The sequence below is a fragment of the Paenibacillus glycinis genome, assembly GCF_009909185.1.
GTDB lineage: Bacteria > Bacillota > Bacilli > Paenibacillales > Paenibacillaceae > Paenibacillus_Z > Paenibacillus_Z glycinis.
In genome coordinates this window covers 50,469-69,636 of the sequence record NZ_JAAAMV010000024.1, presented here as the reverse complement: position 1 = coordinate 69,636, position 19,168 = coordinate 50,469, and the positions used below count along the sequence as shown (strand labels likewise).

The window sequence follows — 19,168 nt, the reverse complement described above, 5'->3', positions numbered from 1 at the left end:
GGCTGTCAAGATCAAGATTTCTTCTATGTTGTTTATTTAAATTAGTTATAGCTATCCACCAACCTGTACTAGCTATTAATAGAGATTATCCAACCAATAATATTAAGCCACATCTAAACCAGTCCTTCATAGCTTTATGGTTATTAGAGATAACGTTCTTGTATTCACAAACCCGAGAGCCTTATGTGACCAACGGGAACGGGTCGTCAGACTTGGGCACGCAGGGTTTTCCGGCTGATTCCACCCCCATCTCTTCCACACCTAGCCGGGCCGAAGGCGCATGCCCGAAGAGTGAATACGGTGTTATTATGAAGTTCCGGACTTCTTTGATCTGCTAACAATTATCAATTGAGATTATTTCAATTTCTTTGCAATACAGTTGTATTTCATCTCTTTCATAGTCTTTAATTCTATAATTAATTTCATTCAATCCATGATCTCGAATATCTTCAATCTCAAAGCTAATTAGTTGTATTCTAGATCCACCGGCTCTTAATTCATAATTCCCTAATTCTTTAAATTGCACCTTTATTAAATAATCCTCGTGTGCAGAATATTGAAAAACAATTTCAAGGATAGAAATCTCATCAAAATATTCATTCCTTCCAATAAAGAACCTAAACTCATTAATAAAGCTACATTTATGCCAGCCAAAATTGCTTATTGCATTTTGCACTAAATAGAAATTGAGTATTTTATTCAATTTCTTTATCCTCCGATTTAAGATTTTAGTAGTCTTCTGGACTTTCATATAACGTTGTTGTATTCACGATGCCCCACCACCTTAAGGTCGCGAAGTGACCGGCCGCGATGCGGTTAGGTGTTGCGGGTGCGCCCGGCTGACTTCGCTTCCTCGCTACTGAAAGCTCCCCACCGAATTCGCTTCTAACTTCTGCCGGACCGAGAGCCGAATGGCCCGATGCGTGAATATGGTGTTATGTGAAGTTCCCACTTCTATGTACAATCCTTCAATCCCAGGTTCTTTCTATTGACTTTATATAGATCAAAGCCTGGAGTAAACCAAAATTGTTTTAATCCGACTTCATTTATTAATTGAGCTTCCTCTATATAAATTGGGTACATGCCCGTTAAGAAAATTGGTTTGTCATTAGTATCAATCTTTATTGTTTCTTTGTCTAATATGGCCGGTGAAAAAACAACGAATCCTGACATCCTAGATTCCAGACTAATAGGATCTGTAAAGGTAAATAAATCCCCATAAGAAAATCTTTTTATTCCTCTTCTTTCTGATACTAAGTAAGCTATTGCGTTGCCCCAAGCTGAATCAACTGATTCAAGGCTTAATATCAATTCAGGTTTCCCACCCACCCATTCTGTATGGTTTCCCTCAGAAAGTCCGTAAGTGATAAATGTGGTCATGCCAACTTCAGGTATATCTTTATAAGAAAATAAATGTATTGGAGATCCGCCATCAATCGCATCAAACTTGTTGATCTTATAATCATTATCGAATATCGCTTCAATATGTTCTAAAAAGATTTCAACATTTCTTTTCATTTCTGTCTCCTTAGTCAATATCGATTTTGGAAATTTCAGCTAACGTCATATCCACGAACTTCGTGAATACCCCCATCTTACGCAAATTGCTGAACTTCGTAAATACAAATATGGAAGTAAATTACACAAATCTCCTCCGTCCAGACATGTTGACATGAACTCTATCCCATAAATATAAAAAGCCGCGATTTTCGCGGCCCTTAATGCTATGTTCTTGTCACCAAACGAAACAAGACCTCTCCCTTCATGCGAAGGCGAGAGGTCTTGACGCGCGATATCCGTATCCGAACACGCGAACAATTCGGACCGTCCGGCCGGTGAATGCCGCTTGCTGGAGTAGCCGCTCCACGACACACGATCCTCGTGCAAGCAGCCAGCAGCACGTACCGCCCGCGGACTGCGGACGCGGCTCGATCGCTGCGGTCGTCGCAGCCGAACTAGCGGCTGCGTCGCGACAGCAGTTCGCTGACCGTGACCAGCTCGTAGCCCTCCGACGTCAGCTTGTCCAGCAGGATGCGAATCGCTTCCATCGTCTGGGAACGGTCGCCCGAGCCGTCATGGAACAACAGAATCGCGCCGCCCCGGACATGATCCCACGTTTGCGCCAGGATGTGATCCGTGCCGGGCATCTCCCAATCGCGCGTATCGAGGTTCAGCGCGCCGATCGAGCTGTAGCCGAACCGGTCGGCGATGGCCAGCGTCTCGTCATTGCTGTCCAGGTACGGCGCGCGAAATACGGCCGTGCGGATGCCCGTGGCCTGCTCGATCAGCTTGTCCGTGCGCGCCAATTCGGCGAATGCTTCATCGCCGCTGATCCGGGTGAGGAACGGATGCGAATACGAATGATTGCCGATCTCATGTCCTTCGTCGTGAATGTCCCGCACGAAATCCGGGTGGGCTTCGATCTTCTCGCCGATCATGAAGAACGTGGCTTTGCCTCCTACGGCGTTGAACATGTCCGCGGTCTTCCGCGTGTATTCGGCGTTCGGACCGTCGTCGAACGTAACGGCGATGGCTTTGCTTGCGGTCGGCACCGCATGAATCATTTCTGACATCCGGCAAAACTCCCTTCGGAAAGCTGGATTGCCGCGACCGCGGCTGCGATTCCATTGGCGCGCATGCGATTGAAAGCGCTGTCTTATTATACCAAAAATTACGCGCTTCGGCTGCGGCGATGGATAATTTTCTCTCTTCCGAGACACATTATTCTCGATTTCCGTGCAGGAACGGACCCGGCAAGCGCTTGTGACGAAAGGAGTTTCAAAGACATGAAGCGGACAGCGGACAGGCTTTCGATCGTCGCCCTCGGCGGCGTGAACGAAATCGGCAAAAACATGTACGTCCTGCAATATAACGACGATATCCTCGTCATCGACTGCGGTTCCAAATTTCCCGACGAAAGCTTATTGGGCATCGACGTGATCATCCCCGACATCGCCTTCTTGCTCGAGAATCGGGACCGCGTCAAAGCCTTGATCGTCACCCACGGCCATGAAGACCACATCGGCGGCATTCCCTTCATCATCAAGCAGCTGAACCTGCCGATCTACGCGACGCGGCTGACCTTGGGGCTCATACAGGGCAAGCTCAGGGAGTACGGGCTGCTCGGCTCCACCCGGCTGCATCAGATCGACTCGGGCAGCGAGCTGACCTTCGGCGACGTGCAGGTTCGCTTCTTCGGAACGAATCACAGCATCCCGGATTGTCTCGGCGTCGCCTTTCACACCCCGCAGGGAACGGTCGTCCACACGGGAGACTTCAAATTCGATCTGACGCCGGTGAACGGGCAGCATGCCGACATCCACAAGATGGCCGACATCGGCAAGAACGGCGTGCTCGCCCTGCTCTCCGAGAGCACGAATGCCGAACGGCCGGGCTTTACCCCCTCGGAGCGTCTCGTCGGCGCGCACATCGAGGAGGAATTCGTCAAGGCCGAAGGGAAAATCTTCCTGGCCACGTTCGCCTCCAACGTGCACCGCGTGCAGCAGGTCATCGATGCCGCCGACAAGGTCGGCCGCAAGATCTGCCTGCTGGGCAGAAGCATGGTCAACGTCGTGACCATCGCTTCTTCGCTCGGCTATCTGCGCCTGCCGGACGGCATGCTCGTGGAGCCTTCGGACGTCAACCGGCTCTCGCCGCGGCAGATCGTCGTGCTCTGCACGGGCAGCCAAGGCGAGCCGCTGGCGGCGCTGGCCCGCTTGGCGAGCGGCAGCCACCGCCAGATCGGCGTCTCGCCCGGCGACACGGTCATCCTCGCCGCTTCGCCCATCCCCGGCAACGAGCGAAACGTCGCCCGCATCGTGGACAATCTGTTCGAACGGCGGGCGAACGTGATCTACGGCCCCGGTACGGTCACGGGCATGCACGTGTCCGGGCATGCCAGCCAGGAAGAGCTGAAGCTCATGCTTACCTTGATGAAGCCCAAGTATTTCATTCCCATTCACGGCGAATTCCGCATGCTGCACCAGCACCGGTTATTGGCCGAAGCGGTCGGCGTGGAACCCGGCCATACGTTCATCGTCAACAACGGCGACGTCGTCGATTTCGTCGATGGCGCCGCCCGCCAAGAACGCAAGGTCGCGAACGGGAATACCCTCGTCGACGGCCTCGGCATCGGCGATGTGGGCAACGTCGTCCTGCGGGACCGCAAGGTCTTGTCCGAGGACGGCATCCTGATCCTCGTGCTGTCCATCGCCAAATCGGACGGCAAGGTGACCTCCGGACCCGACGTGATCTCGCGGGGCTTCGTCTACGTCCGGGAATCGGAAGGCCTGCTGGAAGAGGTTCAGCGAATCGCGCTGCACGCGGTCACGCAGCTGCAGCAGCCGAAGACCAACCAGTGGGGCGCCTACAAGCAGGCCATCAAGGACGACGTCGGCAAATTCCTGTATACCTACACCAAGCGAAGACCGATGATCCTGCCGATCATCATTCAAGTGTAGCTTCAGCCGAATCCTCGATTCAGGCCCAAAGGAGATTCTGTGGTGACAGAGAAAAAGAAATGGGATTTAGCCGCATTGTCTTCCATTCCGCTCGTGATGACGCTGGCCAATTCCATGCTGATTCCGATCCTGCCGTTGATGCAGCGGAAATTGAAAATAAGCGCCCTGCAGACAAGCCTCATCATTACGATTTACGCCGGCGTATCCATCGTCTGCATTCCGATCGCGGGTTATCTCTCGGATCGGTTCGGCCGCAAGCTCGTGATTCTGATCGGCCTCTCCATCGCGGCGATCGGAGGCGTCGTCTCGAGCCTGGCCGTATGGCTGATGGGGCACAGCGGCTATTGGCTGATTCTGGCGGGCCGCTTCGTCCAAGGCATCGGCGCGGCCGGGGCGTTTCCCATCGTGCTCCCGTTGGTCGGGGATATGTTCAAGCGCGAGGAGGAGGTCAGCAGCGGCCTTGGCATGATCGAGACCGCCAATACGTTCGGGAAGGTGCTCAGCCCCGTGCTCGGTTCGGCGCTTGCCCTGATCATATGGTACATGCCGTTCGCCGTCATCCCCGTCATCTCGGCGGTCTCCATCCTCTCGGTCGCCTTTCTGGTGAAAGCCCCGAAGAAGAAGACGCCGGAGAAAGCCGACCAGAGCGATCGAAGCATCCGGGCTTTCGCCGGCAGCCTGAAGTCCCTGCTGGCCGAGAAGCGCTGGCTGTACGCGATTTTCGCCATCGGCGGCATCGCGATGTTCATCACGTTCGGCTTCCTGTACTACCTGTCCTCCGTGCTGGAAGACCACTACGGCATTGACGGCATCGTCAAAGGGCTCCTCCTGGCGATCCCGCTCAGCGCGATATGCGCGGCTTCGTTCATTACGGGCAAGATCGTCGGCGAAAACAAACGGCGAATGAAGGTATTCAGCGTCGTCGGCTTGCTGCTGCTGACGGCGGCCATGGTCTTGTGCGGATTGGTCAACACGAAGGCGCTTTGGTTTCTCCTCTCCTCGATGTTCGTCAGCGGCGTCGGCATCGGGCTGGTGCTGCCCAGCCTGGACGCGCTCATCACCGAAGGCATCGAGAAGCAGGAGCGGGGCACGATTACCTCCTTGTACAGCAGCGCGCGATTCATCGGCGTCGCGGCCGGGCCGCTGATCGGTTCGGTGCTGACGAAGAACGAGACGGTTTTGTTTTACCTGTTCTCGGGCTGCGCCCTGCTCTGCGCGGTATTGGCCGTCTGGGGCGTCAAACCGGGAAAGCCGAAGCCCGGCCGCAGCGCCGAGCCCGCCGCCCGAGCCTCCTGACGAACCGTTGCCGGCTGCTGGCCGGGGAATCCAATCCCCGGGACCGCTGCGCGGCCGGATTCCCTCCGCAATATTGACACTTGTCCGCAAAAATGTTATAACGTGATCGACACATGGAATTGCGATGATGGGAATCCAGTAGCGTGCGATAAAGCAGTGCAGAGAGCCGGCGGTTGGTGCGAGCCGGCATGCGATCGAACGCGAATTACGTCCCGGAGCGTCTTCGTCCGAACCCGGCGGCCTTGCCGCGCGGAAGGGCGGGACGGTAACCAGCCGTTATCTGGTTCGAGCGGAGCACGGTCCGTCCCTTCGGGATGCGCCAAGCTCAACTAGGGTGGTACCACGATGACTCGTCCCTGTCTATAGACAGGGGCGGGTCTCTTTTGTTATTGTGTCGGAATCTACGATAGAGGTGAGCTGTGATGACAACGACGACTACCGGCGGCAACGCCCCAATGGACGTGCTGGAAGAACTGGAATACCGCGGCCTTCTGCACCAAGTGACGAACCGCGAGAAATTGAGCGAGAAGCTGGCTTCGGAGCGCGTCGTGCTTTATTGCGGGTTCGACCCGACCGCCGACAGCCTGCATATCGGAAGCCTGCTTCCCATCTTGACCCTCGTCCGCTTCCAGCAAGCCGGACACCGCTCCATCGCGCTCGTCGGCGGGGGAACAGGCCTGATCGGCGATCCGAGCGGCCGCTCGAGCGAACGTTCCCTGAACGGCCCGGAGACCGTCGCCGCCTGGACGGACAGCCTGAAGCGCCAGCTTTCCCGGTTCCTCGACTTCGAAGCGCCGGAGAACGCGGCCCGACTGATCAGCAACTATGACTGGATCGCGCCGCTCGACGTTATCTCGTTCCTGCGCGATGTCGGCAAGCACTTCACGGTCAACTACATGCTGGCGAAGGACTCGGTCGACTCGCGACTCGCGAACGGCATCTCGTTCACGGAGTTCAGCTACATGATCCTGCAGTCGTACGACTTCCACAAGCTGCACGAGGAATACGGCTGCTCGCTGCAGATCGGCGGCAGCGATCAATGGGGCAACATCACGGCGGGGCTCGACCTGATCGGCAAGATGGGCGGCGGCGAAGCGTTCGGCATGACGATGCCCCTGGTGACCAAAAGCGACGGGAAGAAATTCGGCAAATCGGAGTCCGGCGCCATCTGGCTCGACCGGAACAAGACGACCGCTTACCAGTTCTATCAGTTCTGGCTCAATACGGACGATGCCGACGTCGTGCGCTTCCTCAAGTATTTCACCTTCCTCTCCCGGGAAGAGATCGCGGCGCTGGAAGCCGAGCTGCAGGCCAGCCCCGAGAAGCGGATCGCCCAGAAGACGCTCGCGCGCGAAGTGACCCGCATCGTGCACGGTCCGGAAGCCGTGGAGAGCGTGGAGAAAATCACGCAATCGCTCTTCTCCGGCGACGTGTCCGCGCTCGGCGAAGACGAGCTGCTCGAGGCCATGCAGGATATGGCCAGCGCCGTCGTGAAGGAGGCGGACGGTTCCCTGCTGATCGACCTGCTCGTCGCGGCGAACCTGGCCCCGTCCAAACGGCAGGCCCGCCAGGATATCGAAAGCGGCGCGGTCTACGTGAACGGCGTCAAGCAATCGGGCATCGACACCGTCATCGGCGCGGACCAGCGTCTCCACGGCAAGTACCTGATCCTGCGCCGCGGCAAAAAGAACTACTCGGGCGTGCGGTTCGAGTAGCGTCAACGAAGCAGCGGCACCCGTTCATAAGAGGAGCTCCGCCGCCGAGCACGCGGATCGTCGCGATGTTAGAAACGCTAAAGGCCCCCGACTAAACGTCGGGGGCCTTCCTGCGTCATCTCGCGATCGCGCAGGTCATCTTGCTTCGCTGCCGCGCAGGCGGTCAGGAATGCCAGACCTGCCGTTCGGAGACGATCGTTCGTCCTTCGGCGATGGACCGCTCCATCAGCATGCTCAAATAATGGTCCTGCGAGGCTTCGGCCAAGCTGTAGAAGGACGGCCCGCCCGCGACGTACTCGCCCATCTTGACCAAGGACGTCGCGATCGCGATCTCGTCGTCCGTCAAGCGGCCGGGCACGAACGGATTGCGGTACAGCCACTCCGAGCCGAGCAGGATGCCGCTGTAATTAAAGCCGAGGATGTTGCCGTCGAACCCGTTGTCGATGCGCCGCAGCTTCGTGACGACCGGCGTGCGGAAGTCCTCCAGCCAGGCGGCCTCGTCGCCTTGAATCTCGCCCCGCGATCCCCGGACGAGCATCCGTTCGCGGCGGATCCACGAGAAGTATTGATCGCCCGTGAAGTCGAGCAAGCCCAGCTTGTCGCCGAAGCGGAGCGTGACGATATCCTGCGCGGAATCCTTCAGGATCTCTTCCTTCGGCGGGCCTTCTCTGCCCGGTCCCTGCACGATCGGCGAGACGAAGCGCTGCCCCGTCACGGCAACCTCCTCGAAGCGCACGTTCAGCAGCTGCCGGATCAGGCTGATGCCATGGTAGCCGTGCGCGGCCGATACCTGCGCCTGCGTCACGTCGCCGAGCCTGCCCGACCGCGACAGCGCGATCCGCGCCGCGTGCATGGGCTGGAACAGGAGCTGCTCGGCCACTTGGACCTTCGCCCCGCTTCCCACCGCCTCGTACAGCTCGGTCAATCCCGCCAAGTCCGGCGCGGGCGGCGTCTCCGCCAAGACCGGAACGCCGCGCGCGGACAGCTCGCGGATATAGACCGGACAGGTCTCCCAGGGCACGGAGACGACGACGAACGCCAGCTCCGCGTCCGCGAGAAACGAATCCAGGTCGTGAAAGGTCTCCACGCCCCAAGCCGCGCGCAGTGCCGCGGCCGTCTCTTCGCGGCGCACGAGCATCCGGCTTACGCCGAACAGCTCCGGCAGCTCCCGCGCGATGCGGAGATAGAAATCCGCCCTCCAGCCATGGCCGATGATGCCGTAATTGAATTTTCCCATTCTACCTCTTCCCTTCTCGTTGGCGTCAGCGCGCATGAACCGCAAATCTGCTAGATTCACTATAGCACATTTTGGCAGCGCTTTAACGAAAGGCGAAGCGTCGGAGGTTCGCGATCATCGGACGTCGCCGGCCGCCATCATGCGCCGTCGTGCCCGCGGGGCATTGGCTCCGGTTACGGGCGGAGCAGTATCCCTTTGTCCCGCAGCAGCTTCATGAATATGCCCCCGACGACGCTTCGATGCTGGAAGTTGAGCTGCCGGGCCGTCAGGGTATCCGTCCAATCCGAGAACGGCACGCGGTCCGGCGTTTCGTTCAGCATGGTCCAGATCGGCTCCATAAGCGCGATGAAATCGCTCCGTTCCTCCGCAAGCGCGGCCGACCATAAGACCCAATCGGACTTCGTGTAGGTCGCCCGGCTGTCCAGCGGCGTCCCGTAGACGTTGCCGCGCTTCAGGTACCACGCCGTCTCCTTGCGCAGCGTTTCTGCCGCGAACAGTTCCGTTCCGAACAGGACGTCCCAGATCAAATTGTATTTCAAGCTCCAGCTTCCCTCGTGGCCGAACGCGAGCTTCGTGCATTCGCCGTCGGCCGCCAGCGTCTCCCATTGCGCCGCCATCTCCCGCGCGAGCTTGCGGTATGCGGCTTCCGCCTCCGCGTCGCCCTGCAATCCGGCGAGAATCGCGTAGCTCGCCACGCCCATGACCGCCTTGACGGACAAATTCGCATTGCGCGCCAGATGCCCGGCGAAATCGTCGGTGCACAGCTGATTCTCGGGGTCGAGGCCATGCTCAGCCAAGTAATCCGCCCACTGCTTCAATAGTTTCATGTGCCCGAGCAGGCAGGCCGGCTTGCCTCCCGCCAAGCAGACGGCGGCGGCCATGATCAGCATATTGCCGCATTCCTCGACGGGCATCTGCCCTTCGATCGCATTGTCGCTGTAGACTTGGCCGTTGCCGAGCGGGTATTGGCCGATGTCGTGCGGCGCGAATTCGAACGGCCATAAGTCGCTCTGCGCATAGCGCAGGATCGGTCGGAGCATCGCTTCGACGAGCTCGGGCCGGTACAGAAGAAACAGCGGCACGGAAGGATAGCTGACGTCCACCGTCGCCATGCAGCCGTTGCTGTAGCATTCCTTGGACAGGAACAGCAGCTCGCCCTGCGTATCCGTTACCAGCTTGTGGGCAGCGATCGCCTGCCGGTACGACAGCGCGAGGAGATCCGCGTATTTCGCCCCGCCGGAAGCGGTTGCATCTTCGAGCAGCTGCCGGTCGAATGCCGCGCACCGCGCCGTCAGCGCTTCGTAGTCGGAGAATGCGGCGGTCAGCATCTCGGGCGTGCTTTGCCCGTCTCGCTTCCAATACGCCTGCAGCTTGTCGCCGAAATATTCGACGGCATAGACGTCGTCGTAAGCCAGCACGAACGTCGTCGCCGCGGGCGATTCGGCCAGGCGGCCGAAATCATGCACAAGCGCCATGACCGGCTGCTCGTCCCCGACGACCGACGGCGTACCGGATGGCGGTCGTTGCTGGATCAGTTCCTCGTTGCGGACGAAGGCCTTGCGCAGCTCGGCCGATCCCTCGAACGCCTGGGTACCGTCGGATTTGGCGGCCGCCAAGTAGAACGTCCCCCAATCGATGCGGTGGTCGTCCCCCGATCGATTCAGAACGCTTTGCCCGTCATGGGACATGCCGAGCGCAAGCCACGCTCCGGTTTCTTCCCGCGTGCGCACGACGGACTGCCCGGGCTGATCCACGCACCATTCGCCCGTTACGTCGAAGTACAGCTGGACATCATGTTGCCCGCCGTCCAGGCTTTGAAGCGCGAACGAGACGTAGGACGCCGGCCTCGACAAGACGTCGAGATCGTCAAGCAGCAAAGGGGTCGTGAAGCGAACCGTCAAGGCCGTCCCGGCCGCTTCGAACGCATAGATCGTGCTGAGCGGCGTCACGGTCAGGCTCGTCTGCTCCATGGCGGGCGGTTCCGCATAATAGCGCTCCGCGTTCGCTTGCGCTTTCCCGGCAAACCGCCAAACGGTGCCGTCGATGCGCAGCAAGCCGGTCATGGCGTGCCGCTGTCCCGTCCAATGACGGGTGAAGTCGTCCGTGAGGCGGTCGGCGGTCGACCAAACGCTGAAAAAGGGATCTACGGTTACCAAGGGAACGGCTGGGGGACGAAGCATGCTGATGATGGGCACCTGCTTTCGATATATGTTTTTTATAATATGTATATATTATTACCTATATTTAATGGATGTCAATCTATCATTTCTGCAACGAAAAAGAGCGCGCCGCCACGGCGGTACGCTCTTCTTCCATCAGGTCTTCGACAGCGACCGGTCAAGCCGGCCCTCTCTTCCGTCAGCCGGCGGGCACGACCGCCGCATGCTTTGCGCGCGCAAGCTCCGTCGCTTCCACCATGTTGCGCAGCGAAGCCTCGGTCTCCGGCAGGCCGCGCGTCTTGAGGCCGCAGTCGGGATTGATCCAGAACAGCTGCGGATCCAGCACGCGGAGCGCCCGCTCGATCATCGCCGTCATCTCCGCCGCGGACGGAATGCGGGGGCTGTGAATATCGTACACGCCGAGGCCGATCCCGAGCGGATACGTATGATGCTCGAAGCTCTCGATCAGCTCGCCGTGGCTGCGCGAGGTCTCGATCGAGATGACGTCGGCATCCATCGCTTCGATGGACGGAATCATGTCGTGAAACTCGCAATAGCACATATGCGTGTGGATTTGGGTCGTATCCGCGACCGTGCACGTCGTCGCGCGGAAGGCCTTGACCGCCCAGGCGAGATAGTCCGCCTGTTCGGCCGGCTTGAGCGGCAGCCCTTCGCGAACGGCCGGCTCATCCACTTGGATCATGCCGATGCCCGCCGACTCCAGCGCCTCCACCTCCTGACGGAGCGCGTACGCGATCTGATAGGCGATCTGCTCGCGCGTCAGATCCTCCCTCGCGAACGACCAATTCAAGATGGTGATCGGACCCGTCAGCATTCCTTTCACCGGCTTGGCCGTCTTCGACTGCGCGTAACGGGATTCGCGGACCGTCATCGGTTCGATATAAGCGACGTCGCCGTAGATGACGGGCGGCTTCACGCACCGGGAACCGTAGGACTGCACCCAGCCATGCCCGGTAAACGCGAACCCCGCCAGCTTCTCGCCGAAGAACTCGACCATGTCGGTCCGCTCGAATTCGCCGTGAACCAGCACGTCGAGGCCGATCTCCTCCTGCAGCGCGATCCAGCGATCGATCTCGGCGTCGATGAAGGATTCGTAGGCCGCCTGGTTCCATTCCCCCCGGCGCCACGATTGACGCGCCTTGCGCACCTCCGGCGACTGCGGGAAGCTTCCGATCGTCGTCGTCGGGAGGATCGGCAGGTGCCAGTGCCGCTGCTGCAGCGGATGGCGCTCCGAGAAAGGCAGCGAGCGCGCCGCCGGCTCGGCGGCGATCCGCTGCGCGGCCTGCAGCACGTCGAGGCGGTTGCGCTCCGCGGAGCCGCGCAACGCTTGGATCGCCCGGTCGCTCTCGGCAAACTCGGGGGCGAACGCTTCGGCGCGTCCGCTCAACCCGTACGTGAGCTGCACGAGCTCGGCGAGCTTCTCGTCCGCGAAGGCCAGCGCATCCTTCAGCACCGGCGCAAGCTCGGTCTCCCGACTGGCCGTCACCGGCACGTGCAGCAGGCTGCAGGAGGTTTGCGCGATGAGGCGCTCCTGCGGCACGTACGCCGTCAGCTCTTCCAGCAGCGCCAGCTTCTCGCCGAGCGCCGCCCGCCAGATGCCCCGGCCGTCGATGATGCCCGCTCCCAGCACCTTGTCCTGCGGGAAGCCGTGTTCGCGAATCGCCCGGACGTTGGCGGCCCGGCCATGCACGAAATCCAGGCCGAGGCCTTGAACGGGCAACTCCTTCAGCACGGCGTAATGCTCGGCGGATTCGAAATACGTTTGCAGCAGGATGTTCAGCTTCGGCACCGCGGCGGCGAAGGCTTCATAGACCGCTCGAAGCCGTCGCAGCTCGTCTTCGTCGAGTCCGGTGACCGCGATCGGCTCGTCGACCTGCACCCAACGCACCCCTTCCCGTTCGAGCTCCCGCAGCAGCTGCACGTAGAGCGGCAGCAGCTTGTTCAGCCAGAGGTCGGCCTCCTGCGGGGCATACCCCTTCGACAGTCTCAGGAAGGTAAGCGGTCCGATGATGACGGGCTTCCCTTCGATCCCGAGCGTTTCCTTCGCCTCGCGGTAAGCGGCGAGCGGCCGGTTCTCCGTCAGTACGGGTACGCTGTCGCCAAGCTCCGGCACGATATAATGATAATTCGTATTGAACCATTTGGTCATCTCGGAAGCGGTCGCCTCGGCCGTGCCGCGGGCCATGCCGTAGTACACCGGCAGCGGGACCGATTCGCCTTCGCGCGCGGCGTAGCCGAACCGCTTCGGAACGATCCCGAACATCGCGGCATGATCCAGCACTTGATCGTAGTAGCTGAAGTCGTTCACGGGGATCAGATCGATGCCCGCATCCCGCTGCTTGCGCCAATGCGCCAGCCGAATGCCGCGCAGCGCCTCGTGCAGCTCCGCCTCCCCGAGCCGTCCGGACCAATACGCCTCCAGCGCCTTCTTCCATTCCCGGTCCGCTCCAATCCGAGGGTAACCCAGTACGCCGCTCTTCACCATCATGATCTCTCCTTTTTGCGTGCGTCCCGGGCCAACATCCCGTCGCAGCTTCGTTACAAGAAAGATATCATGCCTGCTCGGATATAGCGTAACTCCGATAATCTATTGCCAGCCATAGCCAAAAGCTATAACGAATCCCTCAAACGGCAGCGATTGCCCGGTGAAGCGCCTCGATGTACGCCGCCCCGAGCTTCGACAGCGTCATATTGCGCGGGCTGATCCAGCCCACGTTGATCGTCTCCTCGCAATCCAGCGGGACCGGGATGATCTCGTTGCCGTTCAGATCGGAGCTGAGCACGCCCGTCGAGATCGTGTAGCCGTTCAGGCCGATCAGCAGGTTGAACAGCGTGGCCCGGTCGTGGACGCGGATGCTCTTCTTGTGCGCCAGCGTGCTCAGGATTTCCTCCGCGAAGTGAAAGGAATTGTACTCCCCCTGATCGAACGACAGGTACGGATATTGCTGCAGCTGCTCGATGGTGACGATCGACTGCTTGGCGAGCGGATTGTGGACGCTGATGAATACATGCGGTTCCGCCGTGAAGAGGCTCGTGAACTGCAGGCCAGCGGCATGGAGCAGCTTGCGGATCACCTGGCCGTTGAACTCGTTCAAATACAAAATGCCGATCTCCGAGCGCATGCTCTTCACGTCCTCGATGATCTCGTACGTCTTCGTCTCGCGCAGCGCAAGCTCGTATTCGTCCTGGCCGTGCTCCTGCACGAGGCTGACGAAGGCGTTCACCGCGAACGCGTAATGCTGCGTCGATACCGAGAAATGCTGCGGCGAAGGCTTGGCGTTCAGGTAGCGGCTCTCCAGCAGCTCCGCCTGCTCGACGACTTGCCTGGCATAGCCGAGGAATTCCGCCCCCTCCTTGGATAGCGCGATGCCCTTGTTCGAGCGCTCGAAGATCGAGATCGCCATCTCCTCTTCCAATTCCCGGATCGCGTTGGACAAGCTGGGCTGCGAGATGAACAAACGCTTGGCCGCTTCGTTGATCGAGCCGCGGTTCGCCACCTCGATAATGTATTTTAATTGCTGCAGCGTCACCGAAGACACCTCCTCGCCCCATGGCGGTGCGGTTTTTGCAAACATCGTACCACAAAACGAATAAAGCCGCATGAAGCCGTGCAGCCCGCATGCATGAATGACCGCGGAAGCGGTAAACCCGTCCAGGCCGACCGTCGTTCTTCCGCCCCAGCGGATCGCCGCCAAATGCGAAAACCGGTCTCGGGCTTTGCGCCCGGACCGGTGTTTCGTTCCGCTTTATCGCGTCGCTATTCGAACAAATCGCCGAACACGTCCAAAACGGATTTCTTCTTCTTCTTATGGGGATGGCCGTAGGAGCCTTGGCGGTTGTCGTACCCTTGTCCGTAATTCGGGTTGCGGTTGTCGTACCCTTGCTGGTTGTTGGTCGGATAGCCGCCGCGCTGGTTCGGATTCATCCGGTAGCGGTCGTCGTCGCGGTCGTCGTCATCATCCCGGTCCCGGTCGCGGTTATGCCATTGATTGTATTCGTCCCGCACCTCGCGGACATCGTTCATCAGCTTATCCAGCTCGCCCCGGTCCAGCCATACGCCCTTGCAGCTCGGGCAGACATCGATCAAAATGCCGTCCTTCTCCACCTCCCGCATGCGGGAATCGTTGCAAATCGGACAATTCAACGGGATCGCCTCCTTCACGTATTGACTCTTCTCTACGTTTGAAAGCCGCGTTGGTTTCGAAATCGGCCGAACATCCGGCGTATGCCCGCAAACGGGAATTATTGCGGAAATTGCATAAGTTTGGGCATTATGCCGGACAATAATGGACGCTCTATCATCGTCCGCTGCACGGGAGCAATCTGATCGGGGAGGCGTATCCATATGGTCCACACGGAAGCGAATGATCTGGCGTCGCTGATCGGATTGGCGAAGCGGTCGAGCGATTTCGTGACGAGCGAGCTCGCCTTCTCCGGCGCGCCGCTGTCGATCTCGTATTTCAAAACGCTGATCGACAACAAGCTGCTGCGGGAGCATTTGCTTGACCCGCTCCAGACCAGGGCGCCGGAACCGGCATCCTCCGATCTGGAGGCGATCGTGCGCATGCTGCCCATCGACGGTATCGAAATTACCGCCGACGTTCATGTCATTCAAACGAAGCTGTTCAAGGGCCACGTCCTGCTGCGCTCGAACCAACGGGGCGACGCCTGCGCGCTCATTCCCCTGGACAGCCGCCAGGGCGTCCGTCAAAGCAATATCACGGAGAGCGAATTCAGCGTCGTCGGAACGAACGTCGGCTTCATCGAGGATCTGGAAACCAACATCCACTTGATCCGGAGCCAACTGAACGTCCCTAATCTCGTCGTGAAGGAAGTCGCCATCGGCAGCATGTCGAGGTCGAGAGTGGCCGTCCTCTACTTGGACAACGTCGCCAACGAGGATCATGTCTCCAATATGCTGCATCGGCTCGAGGGCGTGGATTTCGATGTCTTGTTCGACACCTCGCAGCTCGATCAGATCATCTCCGATAATTCCATGTCGCCTTTTCCCTTGTTCACCACGACGGAACGAAGGGATCGCGTTATTTTCGCGTTATTGATGGGCCAGGTGGCGGTCGCGAGCGAAGGCTCCGCGTATTTTCTGGTCGGACCTTCGACCTTGTTCGATTTCTTTTTGTCCTCGGAAGACTATCTGCTTCCCTGGACGCTGGCATCGTTCTTTCGGATCATTCGGGTCGTGGGCGTCGTATACTCGGTGTTCGCCTCGGCCTTGTACGTCGCGATCACGACCTATCACTACGAAGTCGTGCCGAAGGATCTGCTGAATCCGTTGATCTTCTCCCGGAACAACATCCCGATCTCGCCGATCATGGAAGTGCTGTTTCTGGAGATCACGGTCGAGCTGCTGCGCGAAGCGGGCGCGCGGCTGCCGAAGCGGATCGGTCAAACCATCGGCGTCGTAGGCGGCATCATATTGGGCCAAGCCGCGGTCGAAGCCGCGCTGACGAGCAACATCCTCATCATTGTCGTGTCCCTGTCGGCGCTCGCTTCCTTCGTTACGCCGATCTACAAGATGTCCAATACCATTCGCTTCATCCGGTTTCCGATCATTCTGTTGGCGGCGCTGTGGGGCGGTCCGGGAATGCTGCTCGGCTGCGGCTTCCTGCTGGTTCACATCACCCGGTTGAGATCGTTGGGGTCCCCGTATACGGCGCCGTTCTATCCGCTGGGGCCGAAGGAGCTCAAGGACAGTCTCGTTCGTTCCTCGTACCAGGCGCTGAATGAACGGCCGGGATACTTGAAGCCCAAATCCCGATTACGCTATAAACCGAAGCCCGTCAAGCGCGAAAGCATACTAGACAAGGAGTGACGATCTTGGCGGCCAGCGCACCTTGGATTCGCGCCATAGGCATCTTGATTTCCGCCGCGGCGCTAAGCGCCTGCAGCAACCAGCAGATCATCAACAAAATCAACCTCGCCCAGACCGGCAGCTACGACTTGGCCGGGGATCGGGTCAAAACGGCGGTCGTGATCGGGGAATATTTCAAAAAAGGGGAAACCAAAATCGTCCTGCTCGATACCGAATCCAGAACCGCCTTCGACATGATTCCCAAGCTGCATGCCAAATCGCACAAAACCGTTCAATACGGGCAGTTGCGCATGATTATGTTCGGCCGCTCCTTTGCCGGGCAAGGCATCGGCTCCATACTGGAAAATTTCTTCCGGGATTCCAAAGTATCGAGCAAGCTCCAGCTGGCCGTCGCCGAGGGAGAGGCGTCCAAGCTGCTCGCGGCCACGCTCCGATCGAACGATCCGTTGTACGCGATGAATCTCATCGAAGACAACATGCGGTACGGCAATTTGCCGCATCGGGCGTTTCAAGACACGCTATTCGACTATTTCGGCGAAGGCCGGGATTTTTATTTGCCGTCCCTTGCCCTGGACCGCGGAGAATTGAACATCGGCGGCATCGCTTTATTCAAAGGCGAAGCCTACCGGGACCGGATCGGAATCAATGAAGCGTTCATCTTGAAGCTGCTGGTGGAAAATGCCCGGGACGGCAGCTATACGATGCCGGTGCCGAATGCGCGGCCCGAAGAAGCGTTGGTCATTCGCTGCATCTCGTCGAAGACGAGGATGCGTCTCCTGCGGAAAGCGCCGGTGCCCGCCGTTGAACTCGGCGTAAAGCTGAACGTCGTTCTCAAGGATATTCCCCGTTCGCTGCGCGTGGCCACCGATCGCGACTTAGCGCGGCTGGAGTCCGGGCTGGAGCAAGAGCTGAAGGGCAGCATTACGGCCTTTATCGCCCGCTGCGTCAAGCTCGACGTGGATCCCGTCGGCTTCGGCGATTTCGTCCGAAGCCGGACGAGGGGCTGGAAGGAGAAGCCATTTTACGCCGCTTACCCGTCGCTGCGAACGGACGTGAAGGTCGACCTTCGCATTACGCAGGCGGGCGTCGGCAAGTTAGGCAATATACTGACGAGGTGAGCGCATTGACGGAGGCCGCGGGACGCGAGAGGTACACCATTTCTTCCATCCATTTATTGTGCGTCATGTACGTAAGCATCGTCGATGTCAGCCTGATGGGATTTCAGCGCGAGGTCGTGAACGACGCGGGCTACGATGCGTGGATGTCCGTTCTCTTGGCGGGCCTCGGCGTGCATCTCTTGCTGCGGCTCATATTCGGCATCGTTTCCCGTTACGAACCGTCCAACGCCACGATCGTGGCGATCAACAACTTCTGTTTCGGCCGAGCGGTGGGGAGCGTCTTGAATGCGGCGTTCATGGCGTTCGCCCTGCTCGGCGCGTTCCTGACGTACCGGTCATACTTGGAGATGTGCAAGCTCTGGATATTTCCGACCATGAATTTCTGGCCGTTCAGCCTGCTGTTCCTCGTGCTGCTCTATTACGCCGTCAACGGGGGCCTTCAGGCCGTTGCCGGCATTTGCTTCTGGGGACTGCTGAGCTCCCTCCTGTTCGTCGCGCCTTTCTCGATGATGCTCATTCCCTATTTGCACCCGGTCAACCTGATGCCCGCGTTCGATCATTCGTTCGCGGAGGTCATGCGCTCGTCCAAGCAGATGGCTGCTCAATACATCGGCTTCGAGGTGCTGCTCGTCGCTTATCCCTTGCTGCAGCACCCGTCTTCGTCCCGAAAGTGGGCGCATGCCGGGGTATTGTTGTCGACCTGCATGTTTCTCTGGCTGCTCCTCGCCGCGTTCATGTATTTCAGCCGCGGCCAAATCCTGCATACGATCTGGCCGACGCTGAATATGATTTCCGTCTTGGAAATTCCGCTTATGCAGCGACTGGAATACTTGATTCTCTCGATATGGCTCATCAAGATCCTGGCCAATATCTCGCTCGGCTTGTGGGCGGTTTGCCACAGCGCCAAGCTGGCCTTCCGGGCGAAACCCCGAATCGTTCTCGTCGTATGCCTACTGCTGTTCGCCGTCTTGCAGGGGGCAATCAAGGACTTGAACGACATCCAACCGATACGGACGCTATATAATCAGGTAGGCTTGTGGTTCCTGTATGCCTTCATTCCCCTGTTATTCGTGCTCACCTGGTTGCGAAGGCGGAAGCGAATATCGCCCTTGAAGTATACGTAAGCGTATCCGTCCGGGAGCGATCGCCGGTGCACGAATACGAATCGTCCGCTTCCCGCCGGCCCATCCGCGTTGCATCCGATGCTCCCCTTCGCTTGTCGGACATGTGAACGCCCCGCAACCGCGGGACGGCGCAAAAAAAACGGCATTTCTGCCGTTTTTTTGCTGTCCGCGGGTTGTTCTTCAACACTTCCGCGGCGAATGTCGGATA

General features: G+C 58.9%; 14 protein-coding genes and 1 other annotated feature. Of the genes, 6 read left to right on the top strand and 8 right to left on the bottom strand.

Annotated elements, in window-relative coordinates; genetic code table 11:
* Positions 1 to 334: 334 nt before the first annotated feature.
* The 3 genes from GT019_RS23780 to GT019_RS23770 form a co-directional block, all read right to left on the bottom strand.
* Positions 335 to 703, bottom strand: a complete 369-nt coding sequence (locus tag GT019_RS23780; RefSeq protein ID WP_161745920.1) for a hypothetical protein — start codon at positions 701 to 703, stop codon at positions 335 to 337.
* A 251-nt stretch (positions 704 to 954) separates the two neighbouring features.
* Complete coding sequence (locus GT019_RS23775; RefSeq protein WP_161745919.1) at positions 955 to 1,518, bottom strand: suppressor of fused domain protein; 564 nt, start codon at positions 1,516 to 1,518, stop codon at positions 955 to 957.
* Between the two features lie 437 nt (positions 1,519 to 1,955).
* Entirely contained in the window at positions 1,956 to 2,573 is a 618-nt protein-coding gene (locus tag GT019_RS23770; protein WP_161745918.1) for a polysaccharide deacetylase family protein, read from the bottom strand.
* Positions 2,574 to 2,786: 213 nt separating this feature from the next.
* On the opposite strand from GT019_RS23770, the gene GT019_RS23765 reads away from it, so the two are divergent.
* From GT019_RS23765 to tyrS, 3 genes are all read left to right on the top strand, one after another.
* Entirely contained in the window at positions 2,787 to 4,460 is a 1,674-nt protein-coding gene (locus GT019_RS23765; RefSeq protein ID WP_161745917.1) for a ribonuclease J, read from the top strand.
* A gap of 42 nt (positions 4,461 to 4,502) precedes the next feature.
* On the top strand, positions 4,503 to 5,756 hold the full coding sequence (locus GT019_RS23760) for an MFS transporter (protein ID WP_328804029.1): 1,254 nt from the start codon (positions 4,503 to 4,505) through the stop codon (positions 5,754 to 5,756).
* Between the two features lie 115 nt (positions 5,757 to 5,871).
* Positions 5,872 to 6,117, top strand: a binding site (T-box leader).
* Positions 6,118 to 6,211: 94 nt separating this feature from the next.
* Complete coding sequence (tyrS, locus tag GT019_RS23755; RefSeq protein WP_161746036.1) at positions 6,212 to 7,471, top strand: tyrosine--tRNA ligase; 1,260 nt, start codon at positions 6,212 to 6,214, stop codon at positions 7,469 to 7,471.
* Between the two features lie 163 nt (positions 7,472 to 7,634).
* On the opposite strand, the gene GT019_RS23750 is transcribed toward tyrS, so the two are convergent.
* From GT019_RS23750 to GT019_RS23730, 5 genes are all read right to left on the bottom strand, one after another.
* Positions 7,635 to 8,708: a Gfo/Idh/MocA family protein gene (locus GT019_RS23750; RefSeq protein ID WP_161745916.1), complete on the bottom strand. Its 1,074-nt coding sequence runs from the start codon at positions 8,706 to 8,708 to the stop codon at positions 7,635 to 7,637.
* Positions 8,709 to 8,881: 173 nt separating this feature from the next.
* Positions 8,882 to 10,888 (bottom strand): glutaminase family protein, encoded by a 2,007-nt coding sequence (locus GT019_RS23745; protein ID WP_201755556.1) that lies wholly within the window; start codon positions 10,886 to 10,888, stop codon positions 8,882 to 8,884.
* A gap of 178 nt (positions 10,889 to 11,066) precedes the next feature.
* Positions 11,067 to 13,373, bottom strand: coding sequence for a 5-methyltetrahydropteroyltriglutamate--homocysteine S-methyltransferase (gene metE / locus GT019_RS23740; protein ID WP_161746034.1), 2,307 nt, complete (start codon positions 13,371 to 13,373; stop codon positions 11,067 to 11,069).
* 139 nt (positions 13,374 to 13,512) lie between these two features.
* On the bottom strand, positions 13,513 to 14,418 hold the full coding sequence (locus GT019_RS23735; protein ID WP_161745915.1) for a LysR family transcriptional regulator: 906 nt from the start codon (positions 14,416 to 14,418) through the stop codon (positions 13,513 to 13,515).
* A gap of 227 nt (positions 14,419 to 14,645) precedes the next feature.
* Positions 14,646 to 15,032: a TFIIB-type zinc ribbon-containing protein gene (locus tag GT019_RS23730; RefSeq protein WP_161745914.1), complete on the bottom strand. Its 387-nt coding sequence runs from the start codon at positions 15,030 to 15,032 to the stop codon at positions 14,646 to 14,648.
* Between the two features lie 201 nt (positions 15,033 to 15,233).
* Here GT019_RS23730 and GT019_RS23725 point away from each other — a divergent pair, with 201 nt between their 5' ends.
* The 3 genes from GT019_RS23725 to GT019_RS23715 are packed head-to-tail and all read left to right on the top strand — an operon-like array spanning position 15,234 to position 18,960.
* A complete protein-coding gene (locus GT019_RS23725; protein WP_161745913.1) occupies positions 15,234 to 16,718 on the top strand; it encodes a spore germination protein in 1,485 nt (494 codons plus the stop codon).
* 5 nt (positions 16,719 to 16,723) lie between these two features.
* A complete protein-coding gene (locus GT019_RS23720; protein ID WP_161745912.1) occupies positions 16,724 to 17,836 on the top strand; it encodes a Ger(x)C family spore germination protein in 1,113 nt (370 codons plus the stop codon).
* Between the two features lie 5 nt (positions 17,837 to 17,841).
* A complete protein-coding gene (locus GT019_RS23715; RefSeq protein WP_161745911.1) occupies positions 17,842 to 18,960 on the top strand; it encodes a GerAB/ArcD/ProY family transporter in 1,119 nt (372 codons plus the stop codon).
* The last annotated feature ends 208 nt before the right edge of the window (positions 18,961 to 19,168 follow it).

Excerpts from the sequence above, each read along its gene's own strand:
- GT019_RS23775 (WP_161745919.1), bottom strand. The coding sequence starts at position 1,518 with ATGAAAAGAAATGTTGAAATCTTTTTAGAACATATTGAAGCGATATTC.
- GT019_RS23770 (WP_161745918.1), bottom strand. The coding sequence starts at position 2,573 with ATGTCAGAAATGATTCATGCGGTGCCGACCGCAAGCAAAGCCATCGCC.
- GT019_RS23765 (WP_161745917.1), top strand. The coding sequence starts at position 2,787 with ATGAAGCGGACAGCGGACAGGCTTTCGATCGTCGCCCTCGGCGGCGTG.
- tyrS (WP_161746036.1), top strand. The coding sequence starts at position 6,212 with ATGGACGTGCTGGAAGAACTGGAATACCGCGGCCTTCTGCACCAAGTG.
- GT019_RS23750 (WP_161745916.1), bottom strand. The coding sequence starts at position 8,708 with ATGGGAAAATTCAATTACGGCATCATCGGCCATGGCTGGAGGGCGGAT.
- GT019_RS23745 (WP_201755556.1), bottom strand. The coding sequence starts at position 10,888 with ATGCTTCGTCCCCCAGCCGTTCCCTTGGTAACCGTAGATCCCTTTTTC.
- metE (WP_161746034.1), bottom strand. The coding sequence starts at position 13,373 with ATGGTGAAGAGCGGCGTACTGGGTTACCCTCGGATTGGAGCGGACCGG.
- GT019_RS23725 (WP_161745913.1), top strand. The coding sequence starts at position 15,234 with ATGGTCCACACGGAAGCGAATGATCTGGCGTCGCTGATCGGATTGGCG.